Below are 25,947 nucleotides of genomic sequence, written 5' to 3' on the forward strand. Positions count from 1 at the left end.
CGTGGGCCGGGGCCGGGCCCGCGCCCGGCGCGCCGAGGGCGGCTGAGGACGGGGTGATGGGCCGGCGCGCCGAGGGCGGCAGCAGAGGACCGACGCGTCGAGGAACCCGTTCCGGAGAGTCGGGCTGAGGTCCGGTCTGCCCGGTGCGGTGCGGTGCGGTGCGGGTCCGGTCCGCCTGGTGCTGTGCCGGGTCCGGTCCGCCGGAAGACGGTGCGGGTTCGTCGACAGGTGCCGACACGACGCCGGGCCGGACCCTGGAGGCGGTCCGGCCCGGCGTCGGTCGGGGCGTCAGATCATCCAGCGGTGCCGCTGCACGAAGGGCAGGCGGGCCCAGATCCGCCCCAGACCCCAGGTGTGTCCGGCGTACGCGGCGGCGAGGGCGATCAGCGCCACCGCGTAGATCAGGTGGTAGTCGACCAGCGGGTTGGTCGAGCCGGTCGGGTCGCCAGCGGCGGTGAACCGGGCAAGCGGGAACTCGGCCAGCCACATCAGCGCCATCATCACGGTGCCCGAGGCGGCGGCGACGCGCAGCCCGACACCGGCCACCAGGGCGACGCCGATGGCGGCCAGACCGACCATGAACAGCACGTTGGCCCACCAGGTGCCGGCGATCGTGTGGGAGATCGACTGCAACGGGCCCACCTCCACGTTGGCGAGGAAGCCCCGGGTGGGGGAGCCACCGTTGATCCAGGCCCGCTCGGCCGGGGTGGCGTACCCGAAGCCGAAGGTCTTGTCGAGGAAGGCCCAGAGGAAGATCAGGCCGGTGGCGACCCGCAGCACGGCCAGCGCCCGCGCGGCGGTGACGGTGAGCATGGCGCCGGGCATCTCGGCGTGCTCCAGCGGCCGTTCGATCGATCGTCGGGTGCCGTGGTGGATGGTCATCGTCGCCTCCGCAGTCAGCTTCTTACGGGATCACCATCCCCCGCGCCGGGGCTCCGGCACCCGGGCCGGAACACCTGAGCCGGGCAGGACCAAGGTCCCGTCCCCGACAGGCCCCTCGGCGACCGGCACGTGCGCGGACCCGGCCCTCGCGGAGGCACCGGGCGAGGTCAGCCCTTGATGGTCCAGCGCTGCTTGGTGACCCATTCGGCGCCCGGTGCCACGGCCAGCTCGCGCCACTCGATGACCAGGAAGTCGGCACCCGGCACCCGGACCGGCTGGGCCAGTTCCAGGACGGCGAAGTGGTTCGGTTGGTTGTGCTCCAGTTCGTGCTGGCTGACTCCGGTGCTGCCACAGCCGGAGACGATCAGCGGGCGGGGCGTCACGCTGGAGTCGTTCTGCGGGATCCGCACCAGCGTCTCGCGCAGTTGCGGCTTGTGCTTGTGCCCGTGCAGCAGCAGCGAGAAGCCGAGCCGCTCCAGGCGCTGCTCCACCAGCCCGGCGTCGCGGACGGTGGACAGGTCGAGCACGACCGCGTCACCCCGTCGCGGCTCCAGCGGTTCGGGGAAGGGGTGCAGGTGGTGGTGCATGACCGCGACCCGTACGTTCTCCGGCGGCTCCTGCTCCAGCAGGTCCTTGACGATGTCGAGCTGACGCTTGCCGATGTAGCCGTAGTGGTTCTGGTCGTCCTCGAAGATGCAGGAGTTCAACCCGACGACGGTCATCGTCCGGTCGGTACGCCGATAGACGATCTCCCTCGCCTCCGGCCGGGTGCCCGAGGTCCGCAGGTCCCACTCGATGCGGGGATAGACCTCGTGGAACAGTTCCTCGCCATAGAACTGGTGCGCGAAGGTGAGGTAGTTGTCGAAGCGGTTGGCCCGGTTCGACTTGGTCTGGAGCCAGTCGATGTCGTGGTTGCCGGGGACCAGCACCACCTGGCTGCGGTCCATCCCGGTGTTCTCGCACAGCTCCGTGAGGAACTGCCGGACCAGGTCGAACTCGTCCTGCCGACCGGTGTAGGTGGAGTCGCCGGAGACCACCAGGACGGCGTCCGAGGCGGCGCAGCCCGACCGCTTGAGGGCGCCGTGGAACTCCCGGGTCAGCTCGACGCTGAGCCGGTCGGAGTTCTCGGTGTCGGCGAACCGGTGCACGTCGATGCGGCTGCCGTCCTCGGTGATCGATCCGAAGTGGACGTCGGAGATGTGGAAGATCATCCGACGAGGGAAGTCCGGATCGGTCGCCGGTGCGCCCCGCTCCTCCACGGTCGTGGACGCCGGGTCCCTGGCCCCGTCGACGAGCCAGCGCGCGAAACCGTCCGCGTCGCGCAGCGGCAGGCCGTTGGCGTGCAGCATGAGAATCTGGTCGGCGGTCGACTCCAGGTGCAGCCGTTCCGCGCCGTACCGGACCGCCGCCCGGCCGAAGCGGCGGGCCGCCTCCACGTCGCCCAGCACGAAGTGTGCCTCGGCCCGGACCAGGTTCGCCCAGGAGTCGGTCTCCTGCCCGGGGCGGGAGTCGATCTCGTCGAGCAACTGCCGGTACCGGGCGAGCGCCGGTTCGGGGTTGCCGGGATCGGCGATGGCCAGCATGCCGGCGCAGGCCACCGCGAGGTACAACGAGGTGGGGGAGAGGGTGGCACCCTGCTGGTAGAGGCGCAGCGCCTCGGCGTACCGGCCCTGACGTTTCAGTGCGCCGCCGAGCATGCCGAGCGTCTCCGGGTCCGAGGGGTTCAGCTCGTACGCCCGGTTCAGCGCCACCTCGGCCGCGTCGAGCCGGGTCAGCTTGCGCAGGTAGAAGCCGCGCTGCCGGTGCACCTCCCAGTCGCCGTCAGCCTCAGGGAAGGCGGCGTCGAGGACCTGCACCGCGCTGGCGTAGTCGCCCTCGGCGGCCAACCGGTTGCTCAACGACAGCAACGCCCCGGTCGGCAGGTCACCCGACTGCCGCGCCCAGTGCCAGACCGCGAGCAACTGCTCGATGTTGCGGCTCCGCTCGATCTTGTGGTGCAGTTCCTGCTCGAAGGCGACCCGGTCGGTACGCGGATGGAAGTTCAACCCGAGGTCGCTCAACGCGTCCCGGACCGGATTGTGGACGTGCGGGCTGTCCGAGATGAGCGCCTCGCGGTACGCGAACCGGAACCGTGGATCCTGGTCGAACTGTGGGCTGTAGAAGAGCACCCGCTGGCTTTTCAGATCGAACGGCAACTCGGTGCCGTGCACCGCGACGAGAATCGTCTTGCCCGGCGAGATGGCCTGCCGCACGCCCAACTCGTAGTAGACGCTGCCGTTGGGCGAGCTGATGTCGGCGACCACCACGTCGGCGGCCTGGAGGTGCCGGAACGCCTGGTTGACGATGGTGCCCGGCTCGGTGATCTCGTCGGCGCGGAACACCGACCACCCGGCGTCCTGAGCCACCGGGCGCAGGATCCCGTGATAGAAGCGGTCGAAGTCGTGCATCAGGCCGGAGGGCAGCCGCTTCAGACCGAACGGCATGATGACGAAGAGTTTCTTGGCGCCCGAGATGTTCGACATCCACGTTCCGATCGTGCTGGTCAGGTGTGGCTCTCGAAAAGGCCCTTGCCGTTGACCCGGACCAGGGTCGCCAACTCGCTGAAATCAGCGTATTCGTAGACCCGGATTCGGGGTATGTCCGGATGATTGGAGTTGGCCGCTCCCCGGAGGAGGAACGGCAGCACCGCGGACGTGTGTCTGAAATAGATGGACGGTGTGCGCAGGGCGATCGCCACCCCGGCCTCGACCAGCGCGCTCGACGGATTCGACACGGGCAGCACCAGCAGGAAGTGTCGACTGTGGGTCAGCGCCCGCAACTCGTCCCGGAACCCCAGGTCGACGGCGGGGAAGTCGGCGATCTCGGGACGGTCCCGTCCGGCGTAGTAGCAGCTCAGCCCGGCGCGCTGCTCGATCTCCCGGATCAGCGTCATGATCTGTCGGCGGTGGGCCGGGTACTCCGACTTTGGCAGGGAGGCCATCGGCGTCGAGACGAAGACGTCGAACTCCGGTCCGTCACCGGCCAGGGATCGTCGGCGTACGGTGGCGACCACCGCGACCGTCGCGCCGGTAACGGCCACCCCGGCGAGGAACGACACCACCGCGACCGCGACCGCTCCGCCCTGCCCGGCGAGCAACGGCACCGCGCCCTGCACGACCGCCACCGCCACCGTGGCCGAGGCCGCGATCGCCGCACCACCGTAGGACGCCTTCTCGGTGGCCGAGATCCGCGACCACCGTACGTTCACCCGGGGCACCGGCAGCCCTTCCGCAGAGTGGCGAGGTGCTCACAGCATAGTGTCGGCACGCATCCCCGTACTGACCGCCGATCGGGGGTCGTCACGGCCCGGAAGGGCGATCCGACCTTGGTCGGTGCGTGTCCGGTGCTGCCCGCTGGGCGCGAAAAAGGCCGCTGACCGGGAATTTCTGGTCAACGGCCTTGCTCGTGCTGGTCTGCTCTGGTGCCCCCGGCAGGATTCGAACCTGCGCCCCCGCCTCCGGAGGGCGGTGCTCTATCCCCTGAGCTACGGGGGCTCAGCGACTGGAGAAGACTAGCAAACCCGCCCCCCGATCGCCGAACCGGCACCCCGACCCACCCCGCGCCCGCCTCGCGCCCCACCCTGCGCCCCACCCCGCGCCCTCACCCCGCCTAACCCCGGTGATCATGGAGTTGTGGCGACCTTTTAACCCTTCATGTGGGCTTTTGCGGGTGCCACAACTCCATGATCGACGTCAGGCTGGTGGGCGGACGAGGACGGGATGGGACGGGGCGGGGCGGGGACGGGGTGGGGTGGGTCAGGCGGCTTGGGCTCGGCCGCAGCTCGGGAGGGGGTGCGGCACGATGCGTCGGGGGAGGCGGCGGGGCCACTCGTTGCGGGCCCAGGAGCCGTCCACGATCAGGTGCACGGTGCGCTGCTCGGTGCCGCTGAGGCGGAGCACGAAGTCCCGGGGTAGTGCCGGATCCACCGACGGCGTGGTGACCATGAACCGCACCCGGCCGCGCGAGGAGACCGCCGAGATCACGTCGGCTGCCGGCATGGTGCCCCGGAGGCGTACCCGGCCGAGCCAGTAGACCTCGGCGAGGTGCTCCTGGGCGGCCCGGGTGATGGCCGGGTACTCGCCGCGTACCCACCGCTCGACCGCGCCGACGCAGAGCCCGCAGGCGCGCTCGCGCGGCTCGCGGGGGCCCAGCCCCCAGGCCCGCAGGTACGCCCCGACGACCCCGGCGTCCAGGGTCAGCCCGAAGTGCTGCTCGATCAGGGTGTGCAGACTCTGGCGAGTCCAGAGTTCCTCGTCCAGCCCGAACTCGTCGGGGTGGACGCCCCGCAGGGTGTCGATGAGTTCCAGCTCCTGCTCGCGGCTGAGCGCTCCCGACTCGCTCTGCCGCTGTCCGCGACGGACGGCTGCCACCGTCCCGTCACCGCCGATGGTGTGGCGTCGGCACCAGCTGGTGACCGAACGCCGTGCGTCTCTGAGTGCAACCCCCACGTCCTGCGCAACGAGCCCGAATCCCAACTGGTCACGATATGTGGGGAGAAAGGTTGTCAAGCTCAGTAAATAGCTCAGATGTGTCAAATCGGATGATAGTGGATGTGGATCATCTAGGGCGGTCGGGCGGTCGGCGGGACGGCAGGTCCGGTTGACGCCGGAGCGGCCCGACGCGACGTGGTGGCGGTGCGCGTCGGGCCACTCCCGGTAGCTCGTTCCGGTCAGACGTAGAAGCTGTAGCTCGGGCTGGTCGAGGTGGTGTGTGCCGCTCCGGTGCTGGTGTAGATGGTGACGATGGTCCGACCGGTCTTCCAACTCGGCGGCAGGCTGGAGACCGGCTGGTACCAGCAGCAGTGCCGGCCCGAACTGGTCAGGCGCGCCTTGTTGACCTTCTGGTGACGGGTGCCGTTGATCTCGATCCACACCGAGTAGCTGTAGTAGCTGCTGTCGGGCGTGCGGTTGAAGTAGAAGTCGGCCCGGGCGTTGCTGTTGCCGTTGGGATGGTCGAAGCAGGCGCCGACCGTCGCGTTGCTCTGGTCGCAGCCGCCGATCGCGAACGCCGGTGACGCGGTGGCCACCGTCGTGCCGCCCACGGCCAGGGCGATCACGGCGAGATACCGGGCGAGATGCTTGAGCATGTGTTCTGCCCTTCGGTGAGTGGTCCTGACGCGCACCGGGAAGGTCCGGTGCGTCCTGTCCGGCCGAGTTTCGCCGGGTCGGCTACGCGTTCACTACGAAGCCGCTAAGCGGATTTCATCGATGGGATGCGTCATCAGGCGGTACGTGGTCGATGAGCGCCTGTATCGACCGACGTCACTGAAATGGGTCGGTGCTCGGCCTCAGCGGATGGTTATTCTGGCGCTGGCCACGGCACAGGTGGTCAGATCGGCAACGGGGGCCGTGATGAAGTGGAAGCTTCTCGGGCCGGTAGCGGTGTGCCTGGACGATCGGCAGGTTCGCCTCACCCGGCCCCGACAGCGGGCAGTGCTCGCCTGTCTCCTACTCAATGCGAATCGGGTCGTCCACACAGACCACCTCGTCGACGCCCTCTGGGCGCACGCGCCGCCGCCCACCGCCCGGGTGCAGGTGCAGGCGGGGGTGTCCGGACTTCGCCGGGCGCTGGCGATCGGGGCGGAGGACGGCACGCTGGTGAGCGAGGCGGGCGGCTACCGGATCGTGGTGGCCGACGGGGAGTTGGACCATGCGGAGTTCGTGCAGTGCACCGAGACCGCCCAGTCGTACGCGGCGGCCGGCCGGAGTGAGGAAGCGGCCGACCTGCTCCGGTCCGCGCTGGCGCTCTGGCGCGGCGCGCCGTTGGGCGGCGCCAACGGCGCGTTCGTGGCGGGCGCGGTGGCGGCACTGGAGGAACAGCGCCTGGCGGCGTACGAGGACCTCGCCGACATCGAGCTGAGCCTGGGACGGCACACCCGACTCGTCGTGGAGTTGTCCACCATGGTCGGCGCCAATCCGCTGCGCGAGCGCCTCGTCGCGCAGCTGGTGGTCGCCCTGGCCGGTGCCGGTCAACAGGCGCAGGCCCTTCAGGTCTACGAGGAGGCCAAGCTCCGGCTCGCCGACGAACTCGGGTTGGAGCCCGGGCCGCGGCTCACCGCCGCGCAGCTCAGCGTGCTGCGCCAGCAGGTGCCGACCAGTTCCGCGACGACGTCGTCCGCCGTCCCGGTTGCCGTCGGGGCTAGCCGGCCGAGGCCGGCGCAACTCCTGCCGGACCCGACCCTGTTCGTCGGTCGGGCCGACCAGTTGCGGGAACTCGACCGGGTGTTGCTCACCGACTCCGGCTGCTCGCGCCCGGTCGTGCTCGCGGGCGCGGCCGGTGCCGGCAAGACCGCTCTCGCTCTGCGATGGGCGCACCGGTCACTCGATCGCTTCCCGGACGGCCAGCTCCATCTCGATCTCGGCGGTCGGGCCGGCGATGGATGCCTGGACCCGACTCTCGCGCTCGGCATGTTGCTGCGGTCGTTGGGCGTGCCCGCCGACCAGGTGCCGACCGGCCGCGCCGAGGCCGGCAACCTCTACCGTTCGTTGCTCGCCGGCCGACGACTGTTGCTCATGTTCGAGGATGTCGAGTCGGCGGACCAGGTTCGTCCGCTGCTGCCCGGGTCGGCGAGCTGCGCCGTGCTGATCACCAGCCGGGACCGGCTGACCGGTCTGGTCGCCCGGGAGGGCGCGCACCCGATGCCGGTCGGCACGCTCGCACCGGAGGAGGCCCGGGCGCTGCTCACCTCGCTGCTCGGCGAGCAGCGGTTGGCCGGCGAGCCGGCGGGAACGGTGGATGCCCTGGCCGGGGCATGCGCGTACCTGCCGCTCGCCCTCCGGGTGGCCGCCGCCACGCTGATCGGGCAGCCTCGGCGCTCCGTCGGCGCCAAGGTCGCCGAGTTGCGCCGGGGGGACGCCCTGGCCGCGCTGGCCATCGACGACGCCGATCGCTCTCTGATCGAGGCGGCGTTCGACCGCTCCTACCAGGCGCTGCCGAAGCCCGCCCGATGGCTGTTCCGGTGCCTGGGGCTGATGCCGGTCGACCGGTTCACCGTCAAGACGGCGGCGGGCATGGTCGGCGTCAGTCCTCGGGTGGTACGGCGGCTGCTGGAGGACCTGGTGAACGCCCAATTGGTCCGCGAGGATGCCGCCGGCCTGTTCCACATCCACCGGCTCTACCGGTTGTACGCCCGCAAGCGCCTCGGTCAGAGCCGACCGGCCGGGATGACCGACGTGCCCGGCGGACGTCGGCTGCGGGTGGTGCCGAGGAGACCGGGACCACCGTGGGACCTACGGGTCGCCGGCTGACCTGCGGACGGGCGAGGGGCCCGGCCGGTGTTCCGGCGGGGCCCCTCTCCGGTCGTACACGTGTCGCGGCGGTCGCGGACCGTCCCGGTATCAGCCGGCGGCCTGCTGGAGTTTCCGGAGCTCGTTGATCTCCTTCTGCTGCGCCTGCTTCATGGCCTCGGCCATCCGGACCACCTCGGCCCGGTCGGACGTCTTGAGGAGCCCGTCGACCATGTGGATCCCGCCGAGGTGGTGCTTGATGATCAGGTCGATGAAGAGACGGTCGACCTCGGCACCCTGGGCCTCGTGGAGCTGGGTGATCTGCTCCCGGGTGGCCATGCCGGGCATCAGCCCGTTCGCGTCCACCCGTACGCCGTCCGGCATCCACTCCATCGCCGGCCGGGTGCCGGTGGGCAGCAGGTCCCACTCCTGCAACCAGCGCTGCATGTGCCCGATCTGCGCCTGCTGGGTGAGGGCCATGTCGTACCCCATCTGCCGGATCGCCGGATCCTGCCCCTTGGCGTACGCGAGCATGGCCATCTCGACCGCCTGCGCGTGGTGCCGGGACATGTCCCGGGCGAAGCCGGCCTCGGCCGACTCCTCACCCGGCGTCCGCCCGGCGGCCAGCGTGGCAGCCGTCCACCCGACGGCGAGCAGCATCAGCGCGGTCACGGCCAGCGTCAGATACCGCAGGGTCCGGGAGGCCGGGCGGGGTGCTGCCCCGCCCGTCTGCTCGGTCACCGGTGGGTCCTGCACGGCGGTGGGCATGTCAGCCGCCCTGCGTGGGCTGCATCTCGCGCGGCTCGGTGCCGGTGCCGGTGGTGTAGTTGCCGGAGGAGCAGGGCACGCCCGGCTCCATCGAGGCGTTCTGTGCCAGCACGGTGGCGAACTCCTTCAGCCGGGAGTCGCCGGCGTCGTCGACCTTGAGCTGGTAGCCCCACGCCTGGATCGAGACGGGCTTGTCGAGGCCCTCGTAGGGGCTCATCAGCATGAAGTCGTTGCCGCGGATGATGTCGGCGAGCTTCGCCACGTCCGCCTCGGGCAGGTCGGGGCGGTAGGTGATCCAGACCGCGCCGTGCTCCAGGCTGTGCAGCGCGTGCTCGTTGGCGATCGGCGCGGTGTAGACGTCACCCTGGCAGCGCTGCCACGTGTTGTTGTGCGGGCCGCCGACCGGCGGGCTGTGCGGGTACTCGATCTTGCCGGCCCGGTGCTCCTGGTTGGCGATGCTCTCCGGGTCGCTCTCCCGGAAGTTGACGACGCCGTCGATCGCCGCAGCCTTGTCCTGCCACGACTGGCTGCCCTTGAAGGTCGCCCAGGCGCCGAAGCCGATGATCGAGGTGGCGAGCACGCCCACGGCGACGAAGAGGGCGATCGGCCCCCAGGAGCGCCCCTGGCTGACCTTCACCGGGGTGATCGGCTTGCGGGGGCCCTTGCCACCGCCGGAGCGGGGGGTCGCCGGCTTGCCGGACCCGGTCTTGTCGCCGGTCGGCTTGTCGCCGGCGGCCGGCCGACCAGCCGCCGGCTTCTTACCGGTGCTGACCACGGTCGGGCGGCGCTGCGGGCCGCCCGGGGTGCTGATGCTCATCGTGCCTCGTCAGGTCGGTCGGTCAGAGGAGTCCGGCGGCCCAGCCCCCGATGCCGGGTCGCCGCCGCGGGGACCGAGTCTACCCCCGATAACATGGTTCGGTGACTCCCGCTGAACTCGCCGAAGCCGTCCTGGCCGCCGCTCACGCCGTCTTCACCGACCGGGGGCTGGACCGCTCCGCGCTGCCGGAGCACACGACGGTCGAGCGGCCCCGCAACCCCGAGCACGGCGACTACGCCTCCACGCTGGCGCTCCAGCTCAGCAAGAAGGTGGGCGTACCGCCCCGCGAGCTGGCCACCGGGCTCGCCGCCGCGCTGGGCAGCACGGCGGGGGTCAAGTCGGTGGAGATCGCCGGCCCCGGCTTCCTCAACATCCGGCTGGACGCCGCCGCCGCCGGCCAGCTCGCCCGGAGCATCATCGAGGCGGGCGAGGAGTACGGCCGTGGCGACCGGCTCGCCGGCCTGAAGGTCAACCTGGAGTTCGTCTCGGCCAACCCGACCGGACCGGTGCACATCGGCGGCGTGCGGTGGGCGGCGGTCGGCGACGCGCTGAGCCGCCTGCTGCGGGCCGCCGGTGCCGAGGTCGGTACGGAGTACTACTTCAACGACGCCGGTTCCCAGATCGACCGGTTCGCCCGCTCGCTGCTCGCCGCCGCCCGGGGCGAGGCGGCGCCGGAGGACGGCTACGGCGGGGCGTACATCGCGGAGATCGCCGCCGAGGTCACCACCCGGCGGCCGGAGGTGCTGTCGCTCGACGAGACCGCCGCCCAGGAGGTTTTCCGGGTGGAGGGCGTCGCGCTGATGTTCGAGGAGATCAAGTCCTCGCTGCGCGACTTCGGGGTGGAGTTCGACACCTACTTCAACGAGAAGGACCTGCACGACCGGGGTGAGCTGGAGCACGCCCTGACCCGGCTGCGCGAGCAGGGGCACGTCTTCGACGCCGACGGCGCGACCTGGCTGCGCACCACCGACTTCGGTGACGACAAGGACCGGGTGCTGCGCAAGTCCAACGGCGAGTGGACGTACTTCGCCGCCGACTGCGCCTACTACCTGGACAAGCGGGAGCGCGGCTTCGACCGGGTCGTGATCATGCTGGGCGCGGACCACCACGGCTACATCGGCCGGATGAAGGCGATGGCCGCCTGCTTCGGCGACGAGCCGGAGCAGACCCTGGAGATCCTCATCGGCCAGCTTGTCAACCTGGTGCGCGACGGCGCCCCGGTGCGGATGAGCAAGCGCGCCGGCACCGTGATCACCCTGGAGGACCTGGTCGACGCCATCGGGGTGGACGCCTCCCGGTACGCGCTGGCCCGCTACTCCAGCGACTCGCCCATCGACATCGACATCGAGTTGTGGACCCGGGCCACCCGCGACAACCCGGTCTACTACGTACAGTACGTGGCGGCCCGGACGGCCAACGTCGCGCGCAACGCCGCCGAGGTCGGGCTGACCCGGGGCGACACCGGCTCGTTCCGGCCCGAGCTGCTCGACCACGACAAGGAGAACGAGCTGCTCAAGGCGCTCGCCGAGTTCCCCGCCGTGGTGGCCGCCGCCGCCGAGCTGCGCGAGCCGCACCGGGTGGCCCGCTACCTGGAGGACCTGGCCGGGGCGTACCACCGGTTCTATGACAACTGCCGGGTCCTGCCCCGGGGCGACGAGGAGATCACCGACCTGCACCGGGCCCGGCTCTGGCTGAACGACGCGACCCGGGTGGTCATCGCCAACGGCCTGCGCCTGCTCGGCGTCTCGGCCCCCGAGAGGATGTGACCGATGCGCGCTCACGAGGCCGGTGCGCTGCACGGTGACATCGGCAACCGGGGGCCGTCGTGGCTGCGTGCCCCGGCCGACGTCAACGCCCTGGTGCCGCGCCTGTGGCCGCGCACGACCCGGCGCGGCGACGACGGCGCGCTGGTCGTCGCCGGCCTGGACGTCCGCGACCTGGCCGCCCGGTTCGGCACCCCGGTGTACGTGCTGGACGAGGAGGACCTGCGGTCGCGCTGCCGCGACTTCCGGGACGCCTTTCCGGACGAGGACGTCTACTACGCGGGCAAGGCGTTCCTCTGCCGGGCGGTGGTCCGGATGATCGCCGAGGAGGGCCTCTTCCTCGACGTGTGCAGCGGCGGGGAGCTGGCCGTGGCGCTGGCCGGCGGGATGGATCCGGCGCGGATCGGTTTCCACGGCAACAACAAGTCCGTGGCCGAGCTGACCCGGGCGTTGGACGCCGGGGTAGGCCGGATCATCGTCGACTCGTCCGCCGAGATCGACCGGCTCACCGCGCTGGCCCGCGAGCGGGGCGTCCGGCCCCGGGTGATGATCCGGGTCACCGTCGGCGTGGAGGCGCACACCCACGAGTTCATCGCCACCGCGCACGAGGACCAGAAGTTCGGCTTCTCGCTGGCCGGAGGCGCGGCGAGCGCGGCGGCGCTGCGCATCCTCGACGAGGACGTGCTGGAACTGCGCGGCCTGCACTCGCACATCGGTTCGCAGATCTTCGACACCAGCGGCTTCGAGGTCTCCGCCCGCCGGGTGCTCGCGCTCCAGGCGCAGATCCGCGACGCCCGTGGCGTCGAGCTGCCGGAGCTGGACCTCGGCGGCGGCTTCGGCATCGCGTACACCACCCAGGACGCCCCCTCGACCCCGCACGAGCTGGCCAAGCGGCTGCGCCGGATCGTCGACGCGGAGTGCGCCGCGGAGCGGCTGGCCGTGCCGCGCGTCTCGATCGAGCCGGGTCGGGCGATCGTCGGCCCGGCCGTGTTCACCCTCTACGAGGTGGGCACCGTGAAGTCCGTGCTGGTCGGCGCCGGTGGTGACGCGGCCGACGGGCACCGTGCCTACGTCAGCGTCGACGGGGGGATGAGCGACAACATCCGGACCGCGCTCTACGACGCCGCGTACTCGGCGACGCTGGCCTCCCGGGCGACCTCCGCCGGGTCGATGCTCGCCCGCGTGGTGGGAAAGCATTGTGAGTCCGGGGACATCCTGGTGAAGGATGAATTCCTGCCCGCCGACGTGCAGCCCGGAGATCTTGTCGCGGTGCCGGGCACCGGTGCCTACTGCCGCAGCATGGCCAGCAACTACAACCACGTGCCCCGCCCCCCGGTGGTCGCGGTGCGGAACGGCCAGGCCCGGCTGATCGTTCGACGGGAGACCGAAGAGGACCTGCTCGCCTTGGATGTGGGATGAATCAACCTGTGCGCCTGGCCCTGCTCGGCTGCGGCACCGTCGGCGCCGAGGTGGTGCGGCTGCTGCACGTGCAGTCCGCCGACCTCGCCGCCCGGATCGGTGCTCCGCTGGAGATCGCCGGCATCGCGGTACGCCGGCTCGGGCGTGACCGTGGTGACCTGCCGGTCGATCCGGCCCTGTTCACCACCGACGCGCTCGGGCTGATCAAGCGCGACGACGTGGACGTGGTCGTGGAGGTGGTCGGCGGCATCGAACCGGCGCGTGGCTGGCTGGTCGAGGCGCTGCGGGCCGGCAAGAGCGTGGTCACCGCCAACAAGGCGCTGCTCGCCGAGGACGGCGGCACGCTGCACGACGCGGCGGCCGAGGGCGACGCGGACCTCTACTACGAGGCCTCGGTGGCCGGGGCGATCCCGCTGCTGCGCCCGCTGCGCGAGTCGCTGCACGGTGACCGGATCACCCGGGTCACCGGCATCGTCAACGGCACCACCAACTTCATCCTCTCCGCCATGCACGCCACCGGCGCCGGCTTCGCCGAGGCGCTGGAGGAGGCCACCGAGCTGGGGTACGCGGAGGCCGACCCGACCGCCGACGTGGAGGGCTTCGACGCGGCGGCCAAGGCGGCGATCCTCGCCTCGCTGGCCTTCCACACCCGGGTCGGTGCCGACGACGTGCACCGTGAGGGCATCACCGAGGTGACCGCCGCCGACGTGGCCAGCGCGAAGGCGATGGGGTGCACGATCAAGCTGCTCTGCATCGCCGCGCGCGGTGCCGACGGGCAGGGCCGCGAGACGGTCAGCGTCCGGGTCCATCCGGCGATGATCCCGCTGAGCCACCCGCTGGCCGGCGTCGGCGACGCGTTCAACGCGGTCTTCGTCGAGGCCGACGCGGCCGGGCAGTTGATGTTCTACGGCCGGGGCGCGGGAGGGTCGCCGACCGCCAGCGCGGTGCTGGGCGACGTGGTCGCGGTGGCCCGCAACCGGCTGGCCGGGGTCCGGGCGGCCAGCGAGTCCGCCTATGCCGACCTGCCGGTACGCCCGATGGGCGAGGCGCTCACCCGCTACCACATCAGTCTCGACGTGGCCGACCGTCCGGGTGTGCTGGAGGCGGTGGCCGGGGTGTTCGCCCGCCACGACGTCTCGATCGCCACCGTGCGGCAGGGGCCGGCCGGCGGCGGTACCGGGGGAGCGGGCGAGGCGATCCTGGTCATCGTGACCCACGTGGCGCCGGACGCGGCGCTCGCGGCGACCGTCGGCGAACTGCGCGGGCTCGATATCGTCCGTTCGGTGGCGAGCGTGCTGCGGGTCGAGGGGGGCTCGTGAGCGGGCGGACCGGATGGGTGCGGCTCCCGGCCGGTGGTGACCGGTGACGGGTACGAGAGGCGAGGAGAGCGGCATGTGGCGGGGTCTGATCGAGGCGTACCGGGACCGGCTGCCGGTCACCGACGCCACGCCGGTCGTCACGCTGCACGAGGGGAACACGCCGCTGCTGCCCGCGCCGGTGCTCTCCGCGCGGCTCGGCTGCGACGTCTACCTCAAGGTGGAGGGCGCCAACCCGACCGGTTCGTTCAAGGACCGGGGCATGACGATGGCCGTCTCCAAGGCGGTCGAGGCGGGTAACAAGGCGATCATCTGCGCCTCCACCGGCAACACCAGTGCCTCCGCCGCCGCGTACGCGGCCCGCGCCGGGGTGACCTGCGCGGTGCTGGTGCCGCAGGGCAAGATCGCCCTCGGCAAGCTGGCCCAGGCTCTGGTGCACGGCGCGAAGCTGCTCCAGGTCACCGGCAACTTCGACGACTGTCTGGCACTCGCCGCCAAGCTCGCCCAGGACTACCCGGTGGCGCTGGTCAACTCGGTCAACATCGATCGGCTGCACGGTCAGAAGACGGCCGCGTTCGAGATCGTGGAGGCGCTCGGCGACGCGCCGGACATCCACTGCCTGCCGGTCGGCAACGCCGGCAACATCTCCGCGTACTGGATGGGCTACGGCGAGGACGCCGCCGCCGGCAACGCCACCCGCACCCCGAAGATGTACGGCTTCCAGGCCGCCGGTGCCGCACCGATCGTGACCGGGCAGGTGGTGCCCGAGCCGTCCACGATCGCCACCGCGATCCGGATCGGCAACCCGGCGAGCTGGACGAAGGCGTTGGACGCCCGGGACGCCAGCGGCGGCCTGATCGAGTCGGTCACCGACCGGGAGATCCTGACCGCGTACCGCCTGCTGGCCCGGGAGGTCGGCGTCTTCGTGGAACTGGGCAGCGCGGCCAGCGTGGCGGGTCTGTTGCAGCAGGCCGCCGCCGGGCGGGTGCCGGCCGGTTCCACCGTGGTCTGCACGGTCACCGGGCACGGTCTGAAGGATCCGGAGTGGGCGATCACCACGGCTCCGGCGCCGGTCACCATCGCCAACGACCCGCTCGCCGCCGCCCGTTCGCTCGATCTCGCCTGAGGCAGCCAAACCGACACTTGCTCCTTTATGGGCATTTTGGTCGCAAAGGCGTCTTCTGGCGGTACAACTATGGGGTGGCTACCGACCCGGTGGCTGCCGAGGCTCGGCGGACACCCGACGCGACAGGCGTCGCGCCCGTGGTGGCCGCGCAGTCACGGACCTCCTACCTGGACCTGCTGCGCGCGGCGGCACTGGCCCGGGTGCTGCTGTACCACGCCACCGGGTGGCTGTGGCTGAGCCTGCTGGTGCCGGCGATGGGCGTCATGTTCGGCGTCGCCGGCGCGTTGCTCGCCGCGTCGCTGGACCGGTACGGCACCCGTGCCGTCGGCCGTCGGATGCGGCGGCTGCTGGTGCCGTTCTGGGCCTTCGGCGCGACGGTGCTGGTGCTGGTGGCCGTCGCCGGTCAGGTCTCCGGCACGCCGAGCGGGTTCGGTTGGGGCGACGTCTGCTGGTGGCTGCTGCCGCTGCGGGTGCCGTCGGCCGGCGCGATGTCCTGGGGGTGGGCGTTCACCGTCGGCCTCTGGTACGTCTCGACGTACCTGTGGCTGACCCTGCTCTCACCGCTGCTCCTGCCGTTGTACCGCCGCTGGCCGTGGCCCGTGCTGGCGGCGGCCACCGCCCTGCCGGTGTGCGCTCATCTCGCCGGGGTGACCCAGTTCTACTTCGTCGTGTCGTACCTGCCCTGCTGGCTGCTCGGTTTCGCCTACCACGACGGACTGCTGCGGCGGGTGCCGGCCCGCCTCTACCACGGTCTGGTCCTGGTGCTGGCCACCGTCGGTGGCACCTGGGTGCTGCTCGCCGCCACCACGGGTGCGCCGGGCGAGCTCAACCACATCCCGGCCGGTTCCACCATCTGGTCGATGGCCTGGGTCGCGGCGCTGTTGCGGTGGGCCCCCCGGTCGACCGCCGTTGCCCGGTCGACCGGGGAGGTCCGGCCGACGCGGGGCGGCGGGCTGCTGCGCCTGGTCAACGCCCGGGCGCTCACCGTCTATCTGTGGCACATCCCGGCCAGTGCGGCGATCACCGCCCTGCTCATGCCGTGGCTCTCCTTCGACTCCGTCGCCCACGTGGGGATACGGCTGGTCGGGATGGTCCTGCTGACGGCCGTCGCGGCGCTGGCCGTCGGGTGGATCGAGGACCTCGCCGCCCGGCGGCGTCCACGGCTGCTGCGGGTGGGCGCCCCGGCGGTGTCCCGCTCGACGCGCCGTGGTGGTGCGGGCGTGCCGCGTGGACGGACCGCCGTCGACGGGCCGATGCCGCCGGTCGGGGCTGAACGAGGGTGAGCCGGCGGAGGGTCAGCCCCGGGGTGCGACAGCGCCGGCGACGGTCCGGATGACCAGGCCGAGGGCCTCGTGCCGGGAGACCTCGTGGGAGGCCAGGTAGCTCCAGCCGGCGTAGAGCTGGGACCAGAGCACCGACTGCACCCACGGCGCGGGCAGCGCCGGGTCGATGCTGCCGTCGGCGTGGCCGCGCGCGATCATCGCGTAGAAGTCGTCGTCGCAGACCTCGGTGCCCCAGATCGGGTCCTCGATGATCGTCGGCTCGGCGAAGACGAGCGAGAGCAGGTCACCCAGGTCGAAGTACTCCGCGCAGAGACGGAGCAGCGCCTCGGCGCCGGTGCCGTCGGCCAGGCGGGCGCGTCCGGTGGCCTCGATGAGCCGGTTCGCGCCTTCGGCGGCCACGGCGGCCAGCAGGTCGGAGCGTTCGGCGAAGTAGCGGTGCAGGGTGGTCCGGCCGACCTGGGCGGCGGTGGCGATCTCGCTCAGGCTGGCGGCCTGGTTGTGGCTGAGCACCTCGATCGCGGCCTGCAGGATCGCCTGCCGGGTCCGCGCCCGGCTGCCGCTCTCGTCGGTGGTCATCACGCCGGACAGGTTACCAACGTACAGATTCGGAATATTGCTTGCCCGTAGTGGAACAGTGGTGTTCCATTGCCGGGTGACTGTGACCGCCGTACCCGCCGCGACCGAATCGGAGCCGACCGCCCCGAGGGCCCGGACCCGGCTGCTGCTGACCTACCTCCGGCCGCACTGGCCGGCCATGCTGGTCGGGCTGCTGCTCGGCCTGGTCGCCAACGCGGCCGGGCTGGCCACCCCGCTGGTGACCAAGTGGGTGCTGGACACCCTCGGCGCCGGTGAGTCGCTGGCCCGACCGGTCGCCGTGCTGCTGGTGCTCGTGGTGGTGGGTGCCGCCATCTCGCTGTGGCAGTGGATCCTGATGGGCCGCATCGCCGAACGGGTGGTGCTCGACGCCCGCACCGGGGTGATCCGCCGTTACTTCGCCGCCCGGATCGACCAGCTCACGCACCGCTCCGGCGGTGAACTGGTCACCCGGGCCACCTCCGACCCCGCGTTGCTGCACCAGGCGTCCGGCAGTCTGGTGGGCCTGACCAACGGTGCGTTGGCGCTGGTCGGAACGCTGGTGCTGATGGGTGCGCTCGACCTGGTGCTGCTCGGCGCCACCATGGTCGCGGTGGTCGTGGTGGCGGTCCTGATGGGATACCTGCTGCCCTCGATCGGCCGCGCCCAGGAAGCGGCGCAGGAATCCGTCGGGCGGTTCGGCGGGGCCCTGGAGGGTTCTCTGCGCGCCATCCGGACGGTCAAGGCCAGTCGCGCCGAGCAGCGCCAGACGTCGGCGCTCACCACGCACGCCCGCGAGGCCGCCGAGCACGGGCTCCGCGCGGCCCGACGCAGCGCCCTGGTGTGGACCATCTCCTGGACCGGCATCCAGCTCGCCGTCATCGTCATCCTGGGCGTCGGGGCGGCACGGGCCGAACGCGGCCTGATCGAGGTCTCCACCCTGATCGCGTTCCTGCTCTACGCCTTCGGGCTGATGGGGCCGATCGGCGAGCTGACCCAGAACCTCACCGCCATGCAGGCCGGGATCGCGGCGGCCGGTCGGCTCCGTGAGATCGAGGCGGTCGAGGCCGAACCCGGTTCGTCGCCGACCGTCACCGCGTCCGCCGCGCCGGAGCCGGTACCGCCGGTCGTCACCGCCGGCCACCGCGACCGCTCCGGGCCGGTGCTGACGCTGCGGGGCGTCACCGCCCGGTACGCGCCCTCCGCGCCACCCGCCGTGCGCGACATCGACCTGGAGATCCCCCGCGTCGGCCACACCGCGCTGGTCGGGCCCTCCGGAGCCGGCAAGACCACACTCTTCTCCCTGCTGCTGCGCTTCGTCGAACCGGAGCACGGGGAACTGCTGCTCGACGGCCGGCGCTACCCGGACCACACCCCGGCGCAGATCCGTGGGCGTCTGGCCTACGTGGAGCAGGAGGCGCCGGTCGTGCCCGGCACCATCGGGGACAACCTGCGCTTCACCCACCCCGACGCGAGCGACGACGAACTCTGGGCCGCGCTGCGGGCGGTGAACCTGCACGAGAAGGTGAGCGGGCTGGAACTCGGGCTGGACACGCCGCTGGCGGCCACCACCGTCTCCGGCGGCGAACGGCAGCGCATCGCGCTGGCGCGGGCGGTGCTGCGGACGCCGGACGTGCTGTTGCTCGACGAGGCCACCTCGCAGGTCGACGGCCTGACCGAGGCGGTGGTGAGCCGGTGCGTCCGGCAGCGGGCCGAGGAAGGTGCGGTGGTGACGATCGCGCACCGACTCTCCACCGTGCTCGACGCCGACCAGATCGTGGTGATGGAGCGGGGCCGGATCCGCGCGGTCGGGGACCACGCCACCCTGCTGCGCACCGACGAGCTGTACCGGGACCTGGTGGCGTCGCTGCGGATCGGCACCGCCGAACCGGTGCCCGCCGGGCCCGCCCCGGACACCGACGGGCGAATCGGGTCGGGCACACTGCTCGTGCCCTTCGAACGTCTCCCCCAGGAGTGAGCCACGCCGATGTCGCTGCTCGCCAGATTCAGCCTCGCCAACCGAGGGCTGGTCGCCCTCATCGCGGTGGTGACCACGGCGTTCGGTGCGTACGCCGTGCCGTCGCTGAAGCAGCAACTCCTGCCCTCGTTGGAGTTCCCCGCCGCGTTCATCGTGGCGTCCTACCCCGGTGCCGGACCCGAGGTCGTCGAGTCCCAGGTGACCGTCCCGATCGAGAACAGCCTGCGGGGCATCCCCGCGCTGGACAGCGTCACCTCCACCTCCCGCGAGGGACTGAGCACCATCCAGGTGCAGTACGAGTTCGGCACCGACCTGGACGACGTGGTCAACCGGATGCAGACCGCGCTCAACCGCACCCGGTTGCCCGACGACGTCGAGCCGCAGGTGATCGCGGGCAGCACGGACGACCTGCCGGCCGTGGTGCTGGCCGCCAGCGGCGGTGACGACGAGCGTGCCCTCGCGGCCAAGCTGCGGGACACGGTGGTGCCCGAGCTGGCGGCCATCGAGGGCGTACGCGGTGTCGAGCTGACCGGCGTCCGTGACGACCTGGTGGTCATCACCCCCGACCCGGCCAAGCTGTCCCGGGCCAAGGTGCAGCCGACCGCGATCGGCACCGCGTTGCAGGCCAACGGGGTGTCGGTGCCCGCCGGGGCGGTCCTGGACGGCAACCGGGCGCTGCCGGTGCAGGTGGGCGCGCCCCTGACCACGCTGGACGACCTGCGGGCCGTCATCGTCGCGCCGCCGAAGGGCAAGACCGGTCCGGTCCGTCTGGGTGACGTCGCCACCGTCTCCGAGCAGCTCGCCCCGGCCACCGCGATCACGCGTACCAACGGTCGCGAGAGCCTCGGCATCACGGTCACCGCCGACCCGGACGGCAACGCGGTGCAGATCTCGCACGAGGTGGCCGACCGGCTCGACGGACTGCGGGCCGCCACCGGTGCCGAGTTGACCGTCGTGCTCGACCAGGCCCCGTTCGTGGAGAAGTCGATCAAGACGTTGAGCACCGAGGGTCTGCTGGGCCTGATCATGGCCGTGGTGGTCATCCTGGTGTTCCTGCTGTCGATCCGCTCCACCGTGGTCACCGCGGTCTCCATCCCGCTGTCGGTGGTGGTCGCGCTGCTCGCCCTCTGGATCGGCGACTACTCGCTCAACCTGCTCACCCTCGGCGCGTTGACGGTCGCCGTCGGGCGGGTGGTGGACGACTCGATCGTGGTGCTGGAGAACATCAAACGGCACCTGACGTACGGCGGACCGAAGCGGGAGGCGATCCTCACCGCCGTCCGCGAGGTGGCCGGAGCGGTGACCGCCTCCACCCTGACCACGGTCGCGGTCTTCGCGCCGATCGCTTTGGTCGGCGGCTTCGTCGGCCAGCTCTTCGCGCCGTTCGCGATCACGGTCACGGTGGCGCTGCTGGCCTCGCTGCTGGTCTCGCTGACGGTGGTGCCGGTGCTCGCGTACTGGTTCCTCAAGCCGGTGACCGGCGCCCACGGGGCGACCGTGCGCCGTGCCGCCGAGAAACGGGAACTGCGCAGCCCGTTGCAGCGGGCGTACCTGCCGGTGATCCGGTTCGCCACCGGCCGGCGGGCGTTCCGCCTGGCCACCCTGGCGGCCGGTCTGGTGGTGCTGCTCGGCACGTTCGGCCTGGCCCGGCAGTTGGAGACCAACTTTCTCGACGACTCCGGCCAGGACACCCTGAACATCCGGCAGGAGTTGCCGGTGGGCACCGGGCTGGGCGGCACCGATGCGGCGGCCCGCCGGGTCGAGGCGGTGCTGGCGGAGACGCCGGGGGTGCGGTCGTACCAGGTCACCGCCGGTGGCGGCGACTCGCCGTGGGGTGGTGGCGCCGGCAACAACGTGGCCAGCTACGCGCTGCTGCTCGGCGAGGGGACCGATGCCAAGGAGATGCGCGGCATCCTGCGGGACCGGATCGGCGCGCTCGGCGCCGACGCGGGCGAGATCACGTTCCCGGCGGGCCAGGGCGGCGCGTCCGCGAACGAGCTGGCCGTGGTGGTGCGGGCCGCCGACCCCGAGGCGCTGACCCGCGCGGCCGAGCAGGCGCAGGCGGTGCTGACCCGCCTGCGGGGCGTCGAGGACGTCTCGTCCACCCTGACCGAGCAGGTGCCACGGGTGGAGGTGACCGTCGACCGGACGGCCGTCAGCCGGGCCGGGCTCACCGAGGCCGCGGTCGGTCAGCTCGTGGCGCAGGCGTTCCGGGGTACGCCGCTGGGCCAGGTGAGCCTGGACGGCGGTGCGCGCGACGTGGTGCTGCGGCTGTCCGCGCAGCCGCCGACGACCGTGACCGAGCTGCGCGAGATAAGGGTCGGCGCGGTCAAGCTGGACGACATCGCCGAGGTCACCGAGACCACCGGACCGCAGCAGGTGCGACGGATCGACGGTGAGCGCAGCGTCTCGGTCACCGGCACGGTCACCGGCTCCGACCTGGGTGCGATCAGCGCCGAGCTGCAACGCGAGCTGGACGCGATCGACGTACCCGGAGCGACCCTGACCATCGGTGGCGTCAGCGCCGAGCAGCGGGACACCTTCGCCGATCTCGGTCTGGCCGTGCTGGCCGCGATCGCGATCGTGTTCCTGATCATGATGGCGACCTTCCGCAGCGTCGTACAGGCGCTGATCCTGCTGGTCTCGATCCCGTTCGCGGCCACCGGCGCGGTCGCCCTGCTGCTGGCCACCGGCACCGCGTTGAGCGTGCCGGCGCTGATCGGCGTGCTCATGCTCGTCGGCATCGTGGTGACCAACGCGATCGTGCTGCTGGACCTGGTCAACCAGTACCGCGCCCAGGGGATGGGCGTGCGGGAGGCGGTGGTCGAGGGTGGACGCCACCGGCTCCGCCCGATCCTGATGACCGCCATCGCGACCATCTTCGCGTTGACGCCGATGGCCTTCGGGCTCACCGGCGAGGGCGGGTTCATCTCCCGGCCCCTGGCGATCGTGGTGATCGGCGGTCTGCTCAGCTCCACCCTGCTCACGCTGATCCTGGTGCCCACGCTGTACGCCATGGTGGAGGACACCAAGGAGTCGGTGCTGGCCCGGCGTCGGGGCCGGTCCGGCCCGTCGTCCGAGGACGAGCCGCGCGACGCCGACCCGGACGACGCGCCCGGCGACGAGCCGGCCGGACGGGAGGCGACGGCGACCGCGCCGCCCGCCGAGGAGCGCAGACCGGAGAGCCGGCCGGTGCCGGCGGCACCCTCCGGCGCCCTGATCGAGAGCACCGACCAGTTCGAGGTGCTCCGGCTGCCGAAGACCCGCAACTCACCGTTCCCACCCACCGAGTGAAAGGAGGGGTCCCCTGCTAACGCCTCGTGCATAGCAGGGGACCCCTCCTTACATCCGGGTGTCCGCGCCCCGACTCACCGGGGGAGTACGGCCGGGTAGGGTCCGGCTCGTGGCGTCCACCGTCGGGGTCATCACCCGCAACCGGAACTTCCGCAGTCTCTTCCTGGCTCAACTGGTGGTCTTCGGCGCCGACTGGTTCGTGATGGTGCCGCTGTTGGTCCTGTTGCCGCAGCTCACCGGCAGTGGCGTGTGGGGCGCGCTCGTGTTGGCCGTGGACACCGGCATCGTGGCGCTGCTGCTGCCGTACACCGGGACCGTCGCCGACCGCTTCGACCGTCGTACGATCATGATCGCCGCGAACGTGGCCGCGCTCGTCGGCGCCCTGCTGCTGCTCGGCGTACGCGATGCCGGCACCGCCTGGCTGGCGATGCTCGGTATCGGCGTGATCGCGGTGGCCAAGGCGTTCTACTCCCCGGCCGCGCAGGCGGCCCTGCCGAACGTGCTCGACCCGGACGAGCTGGCGGCGGGCAACGCGGTGGCCGGGTCGGCCTGGGGCACCATGACCGTCGTCGGTGCCTCCCTCGGCGGGGTCCTCAGTGCCGCCGCCGGGCCGTACGTCTGCTTCTGGGTCGCCGCGGTCGCGCTGGTGCTCGCCGCGCTGCTGGCCACCCGCATCCGCCGGCCCCTCCAGGCCGCGCGCGAGCAGGACGAGGCGCCGCCGCAGACCTGGGCGGCGATCCGCGAGGCGCTGGGCTACATCGCGCACCGCCCACGGGTGCTGGCCCTGGTGACGGTGAAGTCGGCGGTCGGCCTGGGCAACGGCGTGCTGACCGTCTTCCCGTTGCTGGCCGGGGTGTACGGGGTCGGCGCGCTCGGCACCGGCCTGCTGTTCGCGGTACGCGGCGCGGGCGCGCTGGTCGGCCCGATCCTGATGCGCCGGGTACTGACCAACCGGGCCTGGCTGCTGCCCGGACTGGCACTGTCCATGTCGGCGTACGGGCTGGCCTATCTGGGCACTTCGGTGGTGCCCTGGTTCCCGCTGGTGCTGGTGCTGGTCTTCGTGGCGCACTTCGCCGGCGGCAGCAACTGGGTGATGTCGAACTTCGCGTTGCAGGGCGAGGTGCCGGACCGGTTACGGGGCCGGGTGTTCGCCACCGACATGATGCTGGCGACCCTGGCGATCTCGGTCAGCCAGCTCGCGGTCGCCGCCGTGGTGGACGTGGTGGACGAACGGATCGTGCTGGCCAGTTGCGGCCTGATCACGTTGACGTACGCGATCGGTTGGCGGGTGGCCACCCGACGGCTCTCGCTCGCCGCCCCGGCGCCGACCGTCGCCGAGACCGGGACCCGGTAGACCCGCCCCGTTAGCGCGTAACGGTGGGCGGCCGGTACGGGTCCGCCGAAGGTCCGTACGGGTCGGCCGGCTGCTGGTACGCGTCCGCCGGAGGTCGGTACGCGTCGGCTGACGGCGGACCCCAGGCCGTGGGGGCGCCCGGTGCGGCGGCGCCCGGTGCCGGCGCCCTCCGGTGGCCGACCAGCGCGGCCGCGATCAGCAGCCCGACTCCGGCGGGGAAGAGCAGTGCGTTGATCACCCCGACGACCAGGGACAGCGCGCTGAACCGGGCGGTACCCCCGGTGACCGCCCAGGGCAACGCGACCGACCACACGAGGCTGATCAGCGTGGCGGCCAGCAGGACGGCGAGCCCGGCCAGCAGCAGACGACGGGCCGCTCCCGGCAGCCGCCCCCGGGCGGACGTCGCCAGCACGCCTCCGGTGATCAGCACCATCAACGTCGGCAGATCCATCGCCACCTGCACCAGCAGATATCTGACGTCGCTCACGCAGTCCTCCCGAAGCCGTCGGTCTGGGCAGACTAGGACCTGTGGGCAAGGGTGCCGGGCGCGAGGTGCGTCCCAGGGGGCGGGCAGCGCGTCGGGCGTCGCCGGTGGGGCCCTAGCATGGGCGGCGTGCCGACCACATTCGCCGCCGGCCCGGTCCGGGTCCGGGTCCCCGCCACCAGTGCGAACCTGGGTCCCGGCTTCGACGCCCTGGGCCTCGCCCTCGCGCTCTACGACGACGTCGCCGCCGAGGTGACGGCGGGTGGCGTGACCGTGTCGGTGGCCGGTGAGGGCGCCGACGACCTGCCGGTCGACGACGGACACCTGGTGGTACGCGCCATGCGGGCGACCTTCGACGAGCTCGGCGGCCAGCCGTCCGGGCTGGCGTTGGAGTGTGTCAACCGGATCCCGCAGGCGCGTGGCCTCGGTTCCTCCTCGGCCGCGATCGTGGCCGGTGTGCTGCTGGCCCGTGCCCTGGTGGTCGACGGGGAGCAGCGGCTCGACGAGGACGCCGCGTTGCGGTTGGCCGCCCGGATCGAGGGGCATCCGGACAACGTCGCGCCCTGCCTGCTCGGCGGGTTCACGCTGGCCTGGACGGAGTCCGGCGGTGCGCGGGCGGTGTCGTTGCCGGTGGCCGAGGGCGTACACCCGACGGTGCTGGTGCCGACCGAGCGCGGACTGACCGCGTCGGCGCGGGCGGCGTTGCCGGCGACCGTGCCGCACGCCGACGCCGCGCTCAACGCCGGACGGGCGGCGCTGCTGGTGCACGCGTTGACCACCGAGCCGGGTCTGCTGCTGCCGGCCACCGTCGACCGGTTGCACCAGAGTTATCGCGCATCGTCGATGCCGGGTACGGCCGCAGTGGTCGAGGAGTTGCGTGCGGCCGGTGTGGCAGCCGTGGTCAGTGGTGCCGGACCGACCGTGCTCGCCCTGTCTGAGCTGCCGGAAGGCTTCGACGCGGGAACAGAATGGCAGATTCTGCGGTTGCCGATAGACGTGCCCGGCGCGCAGGTCGAGCAGGGTAGACTCGGACACGCGGAGCGGGACCCTGTTGCCGCAGGTCGGAAGAGTTGATTACGCTCTAGACTTAGCACAGCCGCGAAGCATGCGATCTCCTGCGGGTCGGCGCACCCCCGAAGCTCTCGGCGGTAAGCCCGTCACCCCTGCCTAGGCACACGCCGCACCGCAGTCTTCACTGGTCGCCGCAGACGGCGAAACCCGCTCACCAGCTTCCTGGTGGGTCGGGCGACCGACCGGCTGCTGTGTCACAGACTCCCGCGAAGCGTCATGCGAGGCGGGTGCACCGAGGCCGCCCGGCCACCTGTTAGTCGATTCCGGGCAGTCCCGGCCTTATCGAGGGAAGGAATCCATTGAGCGACACCACCGACGTGACGTCGGATGTTTCCAACGTCGCTGGCGATGCCACCACCGCTGCCCCTGCCCGGCGTCGGCGCAGCGGCACCGGCCTGTCGGCGATGCTGCTGCCGGAGCTACAGAGCCTGGCCGCGTCGCTCGGCATCTCGGGTACGGCTCGTATGCGCAAGGGCGAGCTGATCAGCGCGATCTCCGAGCGCCAGGGCAGCGCCGCCGGGGCCCCTCGACCACGGGCCGAGGTCGCGGCCTGT

At 71.8% G+C, this 25,947-nt stretch carries 20 protein-coding genes and 1 tRNA gene; 11 read left to right on the forward strand and 10 right to left on the reverse strand.

Features of this window, described 5'->3' with window-relative positions:
* Positions 1-288 precede the first annotated feature (288 nt).
* The 6 genes from EYA84_RS06415 to EYA84_RS06440 all read right to left on the reverse strand — a co-directional run bounded on the left by EYA84_RS06415 (position 289) and on the right by EYA84_RS06440 (position 6,007).
* Positions 289-882, reverse strand: coding sequence for a DoxX family membrane protein (locus EYA84_RS06415; RefSeq protein WP_131052089.1), 594 nt, complete (start codon positions 880-882; stop codon positions 289-291).
* A 167-nt stretch (positions 883-1,049) separates the two neighbouring features.
* Entirely contained in the window at positions 1,050-3,404 is a 2,355-nt protein-coding gene (locus EYA84_RS06420) for a metallophosphoesterase (RefSeq protein WP_131052090.1), read from the reverse strand.
* A gap of 20 nt (positions 3,405-3,424) precedes the next feature.
* A complete protein-coding gene (locus EYA84_RS06425; protein ID WP_131052091.1) occupies positions 3,425-4,129 on the reverse strand; it encodes a hypothetical protein in 705 nt (234 codons plus the stop codon).
* Positions 4,130-4,340: 211 nt separating this feature from the next.
* Positions 4,341-4,415 (reverse strand) — tRNA-Arg (locus EYA84_RS06430).
* Between the two features lie 261 nt (positions 4,416-4,676).
* Complete coding sequence (locus tag EYA84_RS06435; protein ID WP_131052104.1) at positions 4,677-5,369, reverse strand: winged helix-turn-helix domain-containing protein; 693 nt, start codon at positions 5,367-5,369, stop codon at positions 4,677-4,679.
* 221 nt (positions 5,370-5,590) lie between these two features.
* Positions 5,591-6,007: a hypothetical protein gene (locus EYA84_RS06440; RefSeq protein ID WP_131052092.1), complete on the reverse strand. Its 417-nt coding sequence runs from the start codon at positions 6,005-6,007 to the stop codon at positions 5,591-5,593.
* Between the two features lie 265 nt (positions 6,008-6,272).
* Here EYA84_RS06440 and EYA84_RS06445 point away from each other — a divergent pair, with 265 nt between their 5' ends.
* Complete coding sequence (locus EYA84_RS06445) at positions 6,273-8,168, forward strand: BTAD domain-containing putative transcriptional regulator (protein WP_161594915.1); 1,896 nt, start codon at positions 6,273-6,275, stop codon at positions 8,166-8,168.
* A gap of 90 nt (positions 8,169-8,258) precedes the next feature.
* Here EYA84_RS06445 and EYA84_RS06450 read toward each other — a convergent pair whose 3' ends face one another.
* Both EYA84_RS06450 and EYA84_RS06455 read right to left on the reverse strand, forming a co-directional pair.
* On the reverse strand, positions 8,259-8,915 hold the full coding sequence (locus tag EYA84_RS06450) for a DUF305 domain-containing protein (RefSeq protein WP_131052094.1): 657 nt from the start codon (positions 8,913-8,915) through the stop codon (positions 8,259-8,261).
* A 1-nt stretch (position 8,916) separates the two neighbouring features.
* Positions 8,917-9,732, reverse strand: coding sequence for a DUF3105 domain-containing protein (locus EYA84_RS06455; protein ID WP_131052095.1), 816 nt, complete (start codon positions 9,730-9,732; stop codon positions 8,917-8,919).
* A 101-nt stretch (positions 9,733-9,833) separates the two neighbouring features.
* Between EYA84_RS06455 and argS the strand changes: the two genes are divergently transcribed.
* The 5 genes from argS to EYA84_RS06480 all read left to right on the forward strand — a co-directional run bounded on the left by argS (position 9,834) and on the right by EYA84_RS06480 (position 16,639).
* Positions 9,834-11,498: an arginine--tRNA ligase gene (argS, locus tag EYA84_RS06460; protein WP_131052096.1), complete on the forward strand. Its 1,665-nt coding sequence runs from the start codon at positions 9,834-9,836 to the stop codon at positions 11,496-11,498.
* Positions 11,499-11,501: 3 nt separating this feature from the next.
* Positions 11,502-12,914 carry a diaminopimelate decarboxylase gene (gene lysA / locus EYA84_RS06465; RefSeq protein WP_131052097.1) on the forward strand — a complete coding sequence of 471 codons (1,413 nt, stop codon included), beginning with the start codon at positions 11,502-11,504 and terminating at the stop codon, positions 12,912-12,914.
* An 8-nt stretch (positions 12,915-12,922) separates the two neighbouring features.
* Entirely contained in the window at positions 12,923-14,233 is a 1,311-nt protein-coding gene (locus EYA84_RS06470) for a homoserine dehydrogenase (RefSeq protein WP_201272314.1), read from the forward strand.
* 73 nt (positions 14,234-14,306) lie between these two features.
* Entirely contained in the window at positions 14,307-15,356 is a 1,050-nt protein-coding gene (gene thrC, locus EYA84_RS06475) for a threonine synthase (protein WP_131052105.1), read from the forward strand.
* A gap of 74 nt (positions 15,357-15,430) precedes the next feature.
* Positions 15,431-16,639, forward strand: a complete 1,209-nt coding sequence (locus EYA84_RS06480; protein ID WP_161594916.1) for an acyltransferase family protein — start codon at positions 15,431-15,433, stop codon at positions 16,637-16,639.
* Positions 16,640-16,651: 12 nt separating this feature from the next.
* Here the strand turns inward: EYA84_RS06480 and EYA84_RS06485 are convergent, their stop codons facing one another.
* Positions 16,652-17,215 (reverse strand): TetR/AcrR family transcriptional regulator, encoded by a 564-nt coding sequence (locus EYA84_RS06485; protein WP_131052106.1) that lies wholly within the window; start codon positions 17,213-17,215, stop codon positions 16,652-16,654.
* 76 nt (positions 17,216-17,291) lie between these two features.
* On the opposite strand from EYA84_RS06485, the gene EYA84_RS06490 reads away from it, so the two are divergent.
* The 3 genes from EYA84_RS06490 (at position 17,292) to EYA84_RS06500 (ending at position 23,838) form a co-directional block, all read left to right on the forward strand.
* Positions 17,292-19,190, forward strand: coding sequence for an ABC transporter ATP-binding protein (locus tag EYA84_RS06490; protein ID WP_236145624.1), 1,899 nt, complete (start codon positions 17,292-17,294; stop codon positions 19,188-19,190).
* A gap of 9 nt (positions 19,191-19,199) precedes the next feature.
* Positions 19,200-22,484, forward strand: coding sequence for an efflux RND transporter permease subunit (locus EYA84_RS06495; RefSeq protein ID WP_131052100.1), 3,285 nt, complete (start codon positions 19,200-19,202; stop codon positions 22,482-22,484).
* A gap of 109 nt (positions 22,485-22,593) precedes the next feature.
* On the forward strand, positions 22,594-23,838 hold the full coding sequence (locus EYA84_RS06500) for an MFS transporter (protein WP_131052101.1): 1,245 nt from the start codon (positions 22,594-22,596) through the stop codon (positions 23,836-23,838).
* Between the two features lie 10 nt (positions 23,839-23,848).
* Here the strand turns inward: EYA84_RS06500 and EYA84_RS06505 are convergent, their stop codons facing one another.
* The gene (locus EYA84_RS06505) at positions 23,849-24,325 is read right to left on the reverse strand and encodes a hypothetical protein (RefSeq protein WP_131052102.1); all 477 of its coding nucleotides are present in this window, start codon (positions 24,323-24,325) and stop codon (positions 23,849-23,851) included.
* A 126-nt stretch (positions 24,326-24,451) separates the two neighbouring features.
* Here EYA84_RS06505 and thrB point away from each other — a divergent pair, with 126 nt between their 5' ends.
* Positions 24,452-25,396, forward strand: coding sequence for a homoserine kinase (gene thrB, locus EYA84_RS06510; RefSeq protein WP_387261221.1), 945 nt, complete (start codon positions 24,452-24,454; stop codon positions 25,394-25,396).
* A 296-nt stretch (positions 25,397-25,692) separates the two neighbouring features.
* Positions 25,693-25,947: Rho termination factor N-terminal domain-containing protein (locus EYA84_RS06515; RefSeq protein ID WP_201272313.1), on the forward strand; the 255-nt coding region annotated here is incomplete at its 3' end.

It is taken from the genome of Verrucosispora sp. SN26_14.1 (assembly GCF_004307965.1).
GTDB lineage: Bacteria > Actinomycetota > Actinomycetes > Mycobacteriales > Micromonosporaceae > Micromonospora.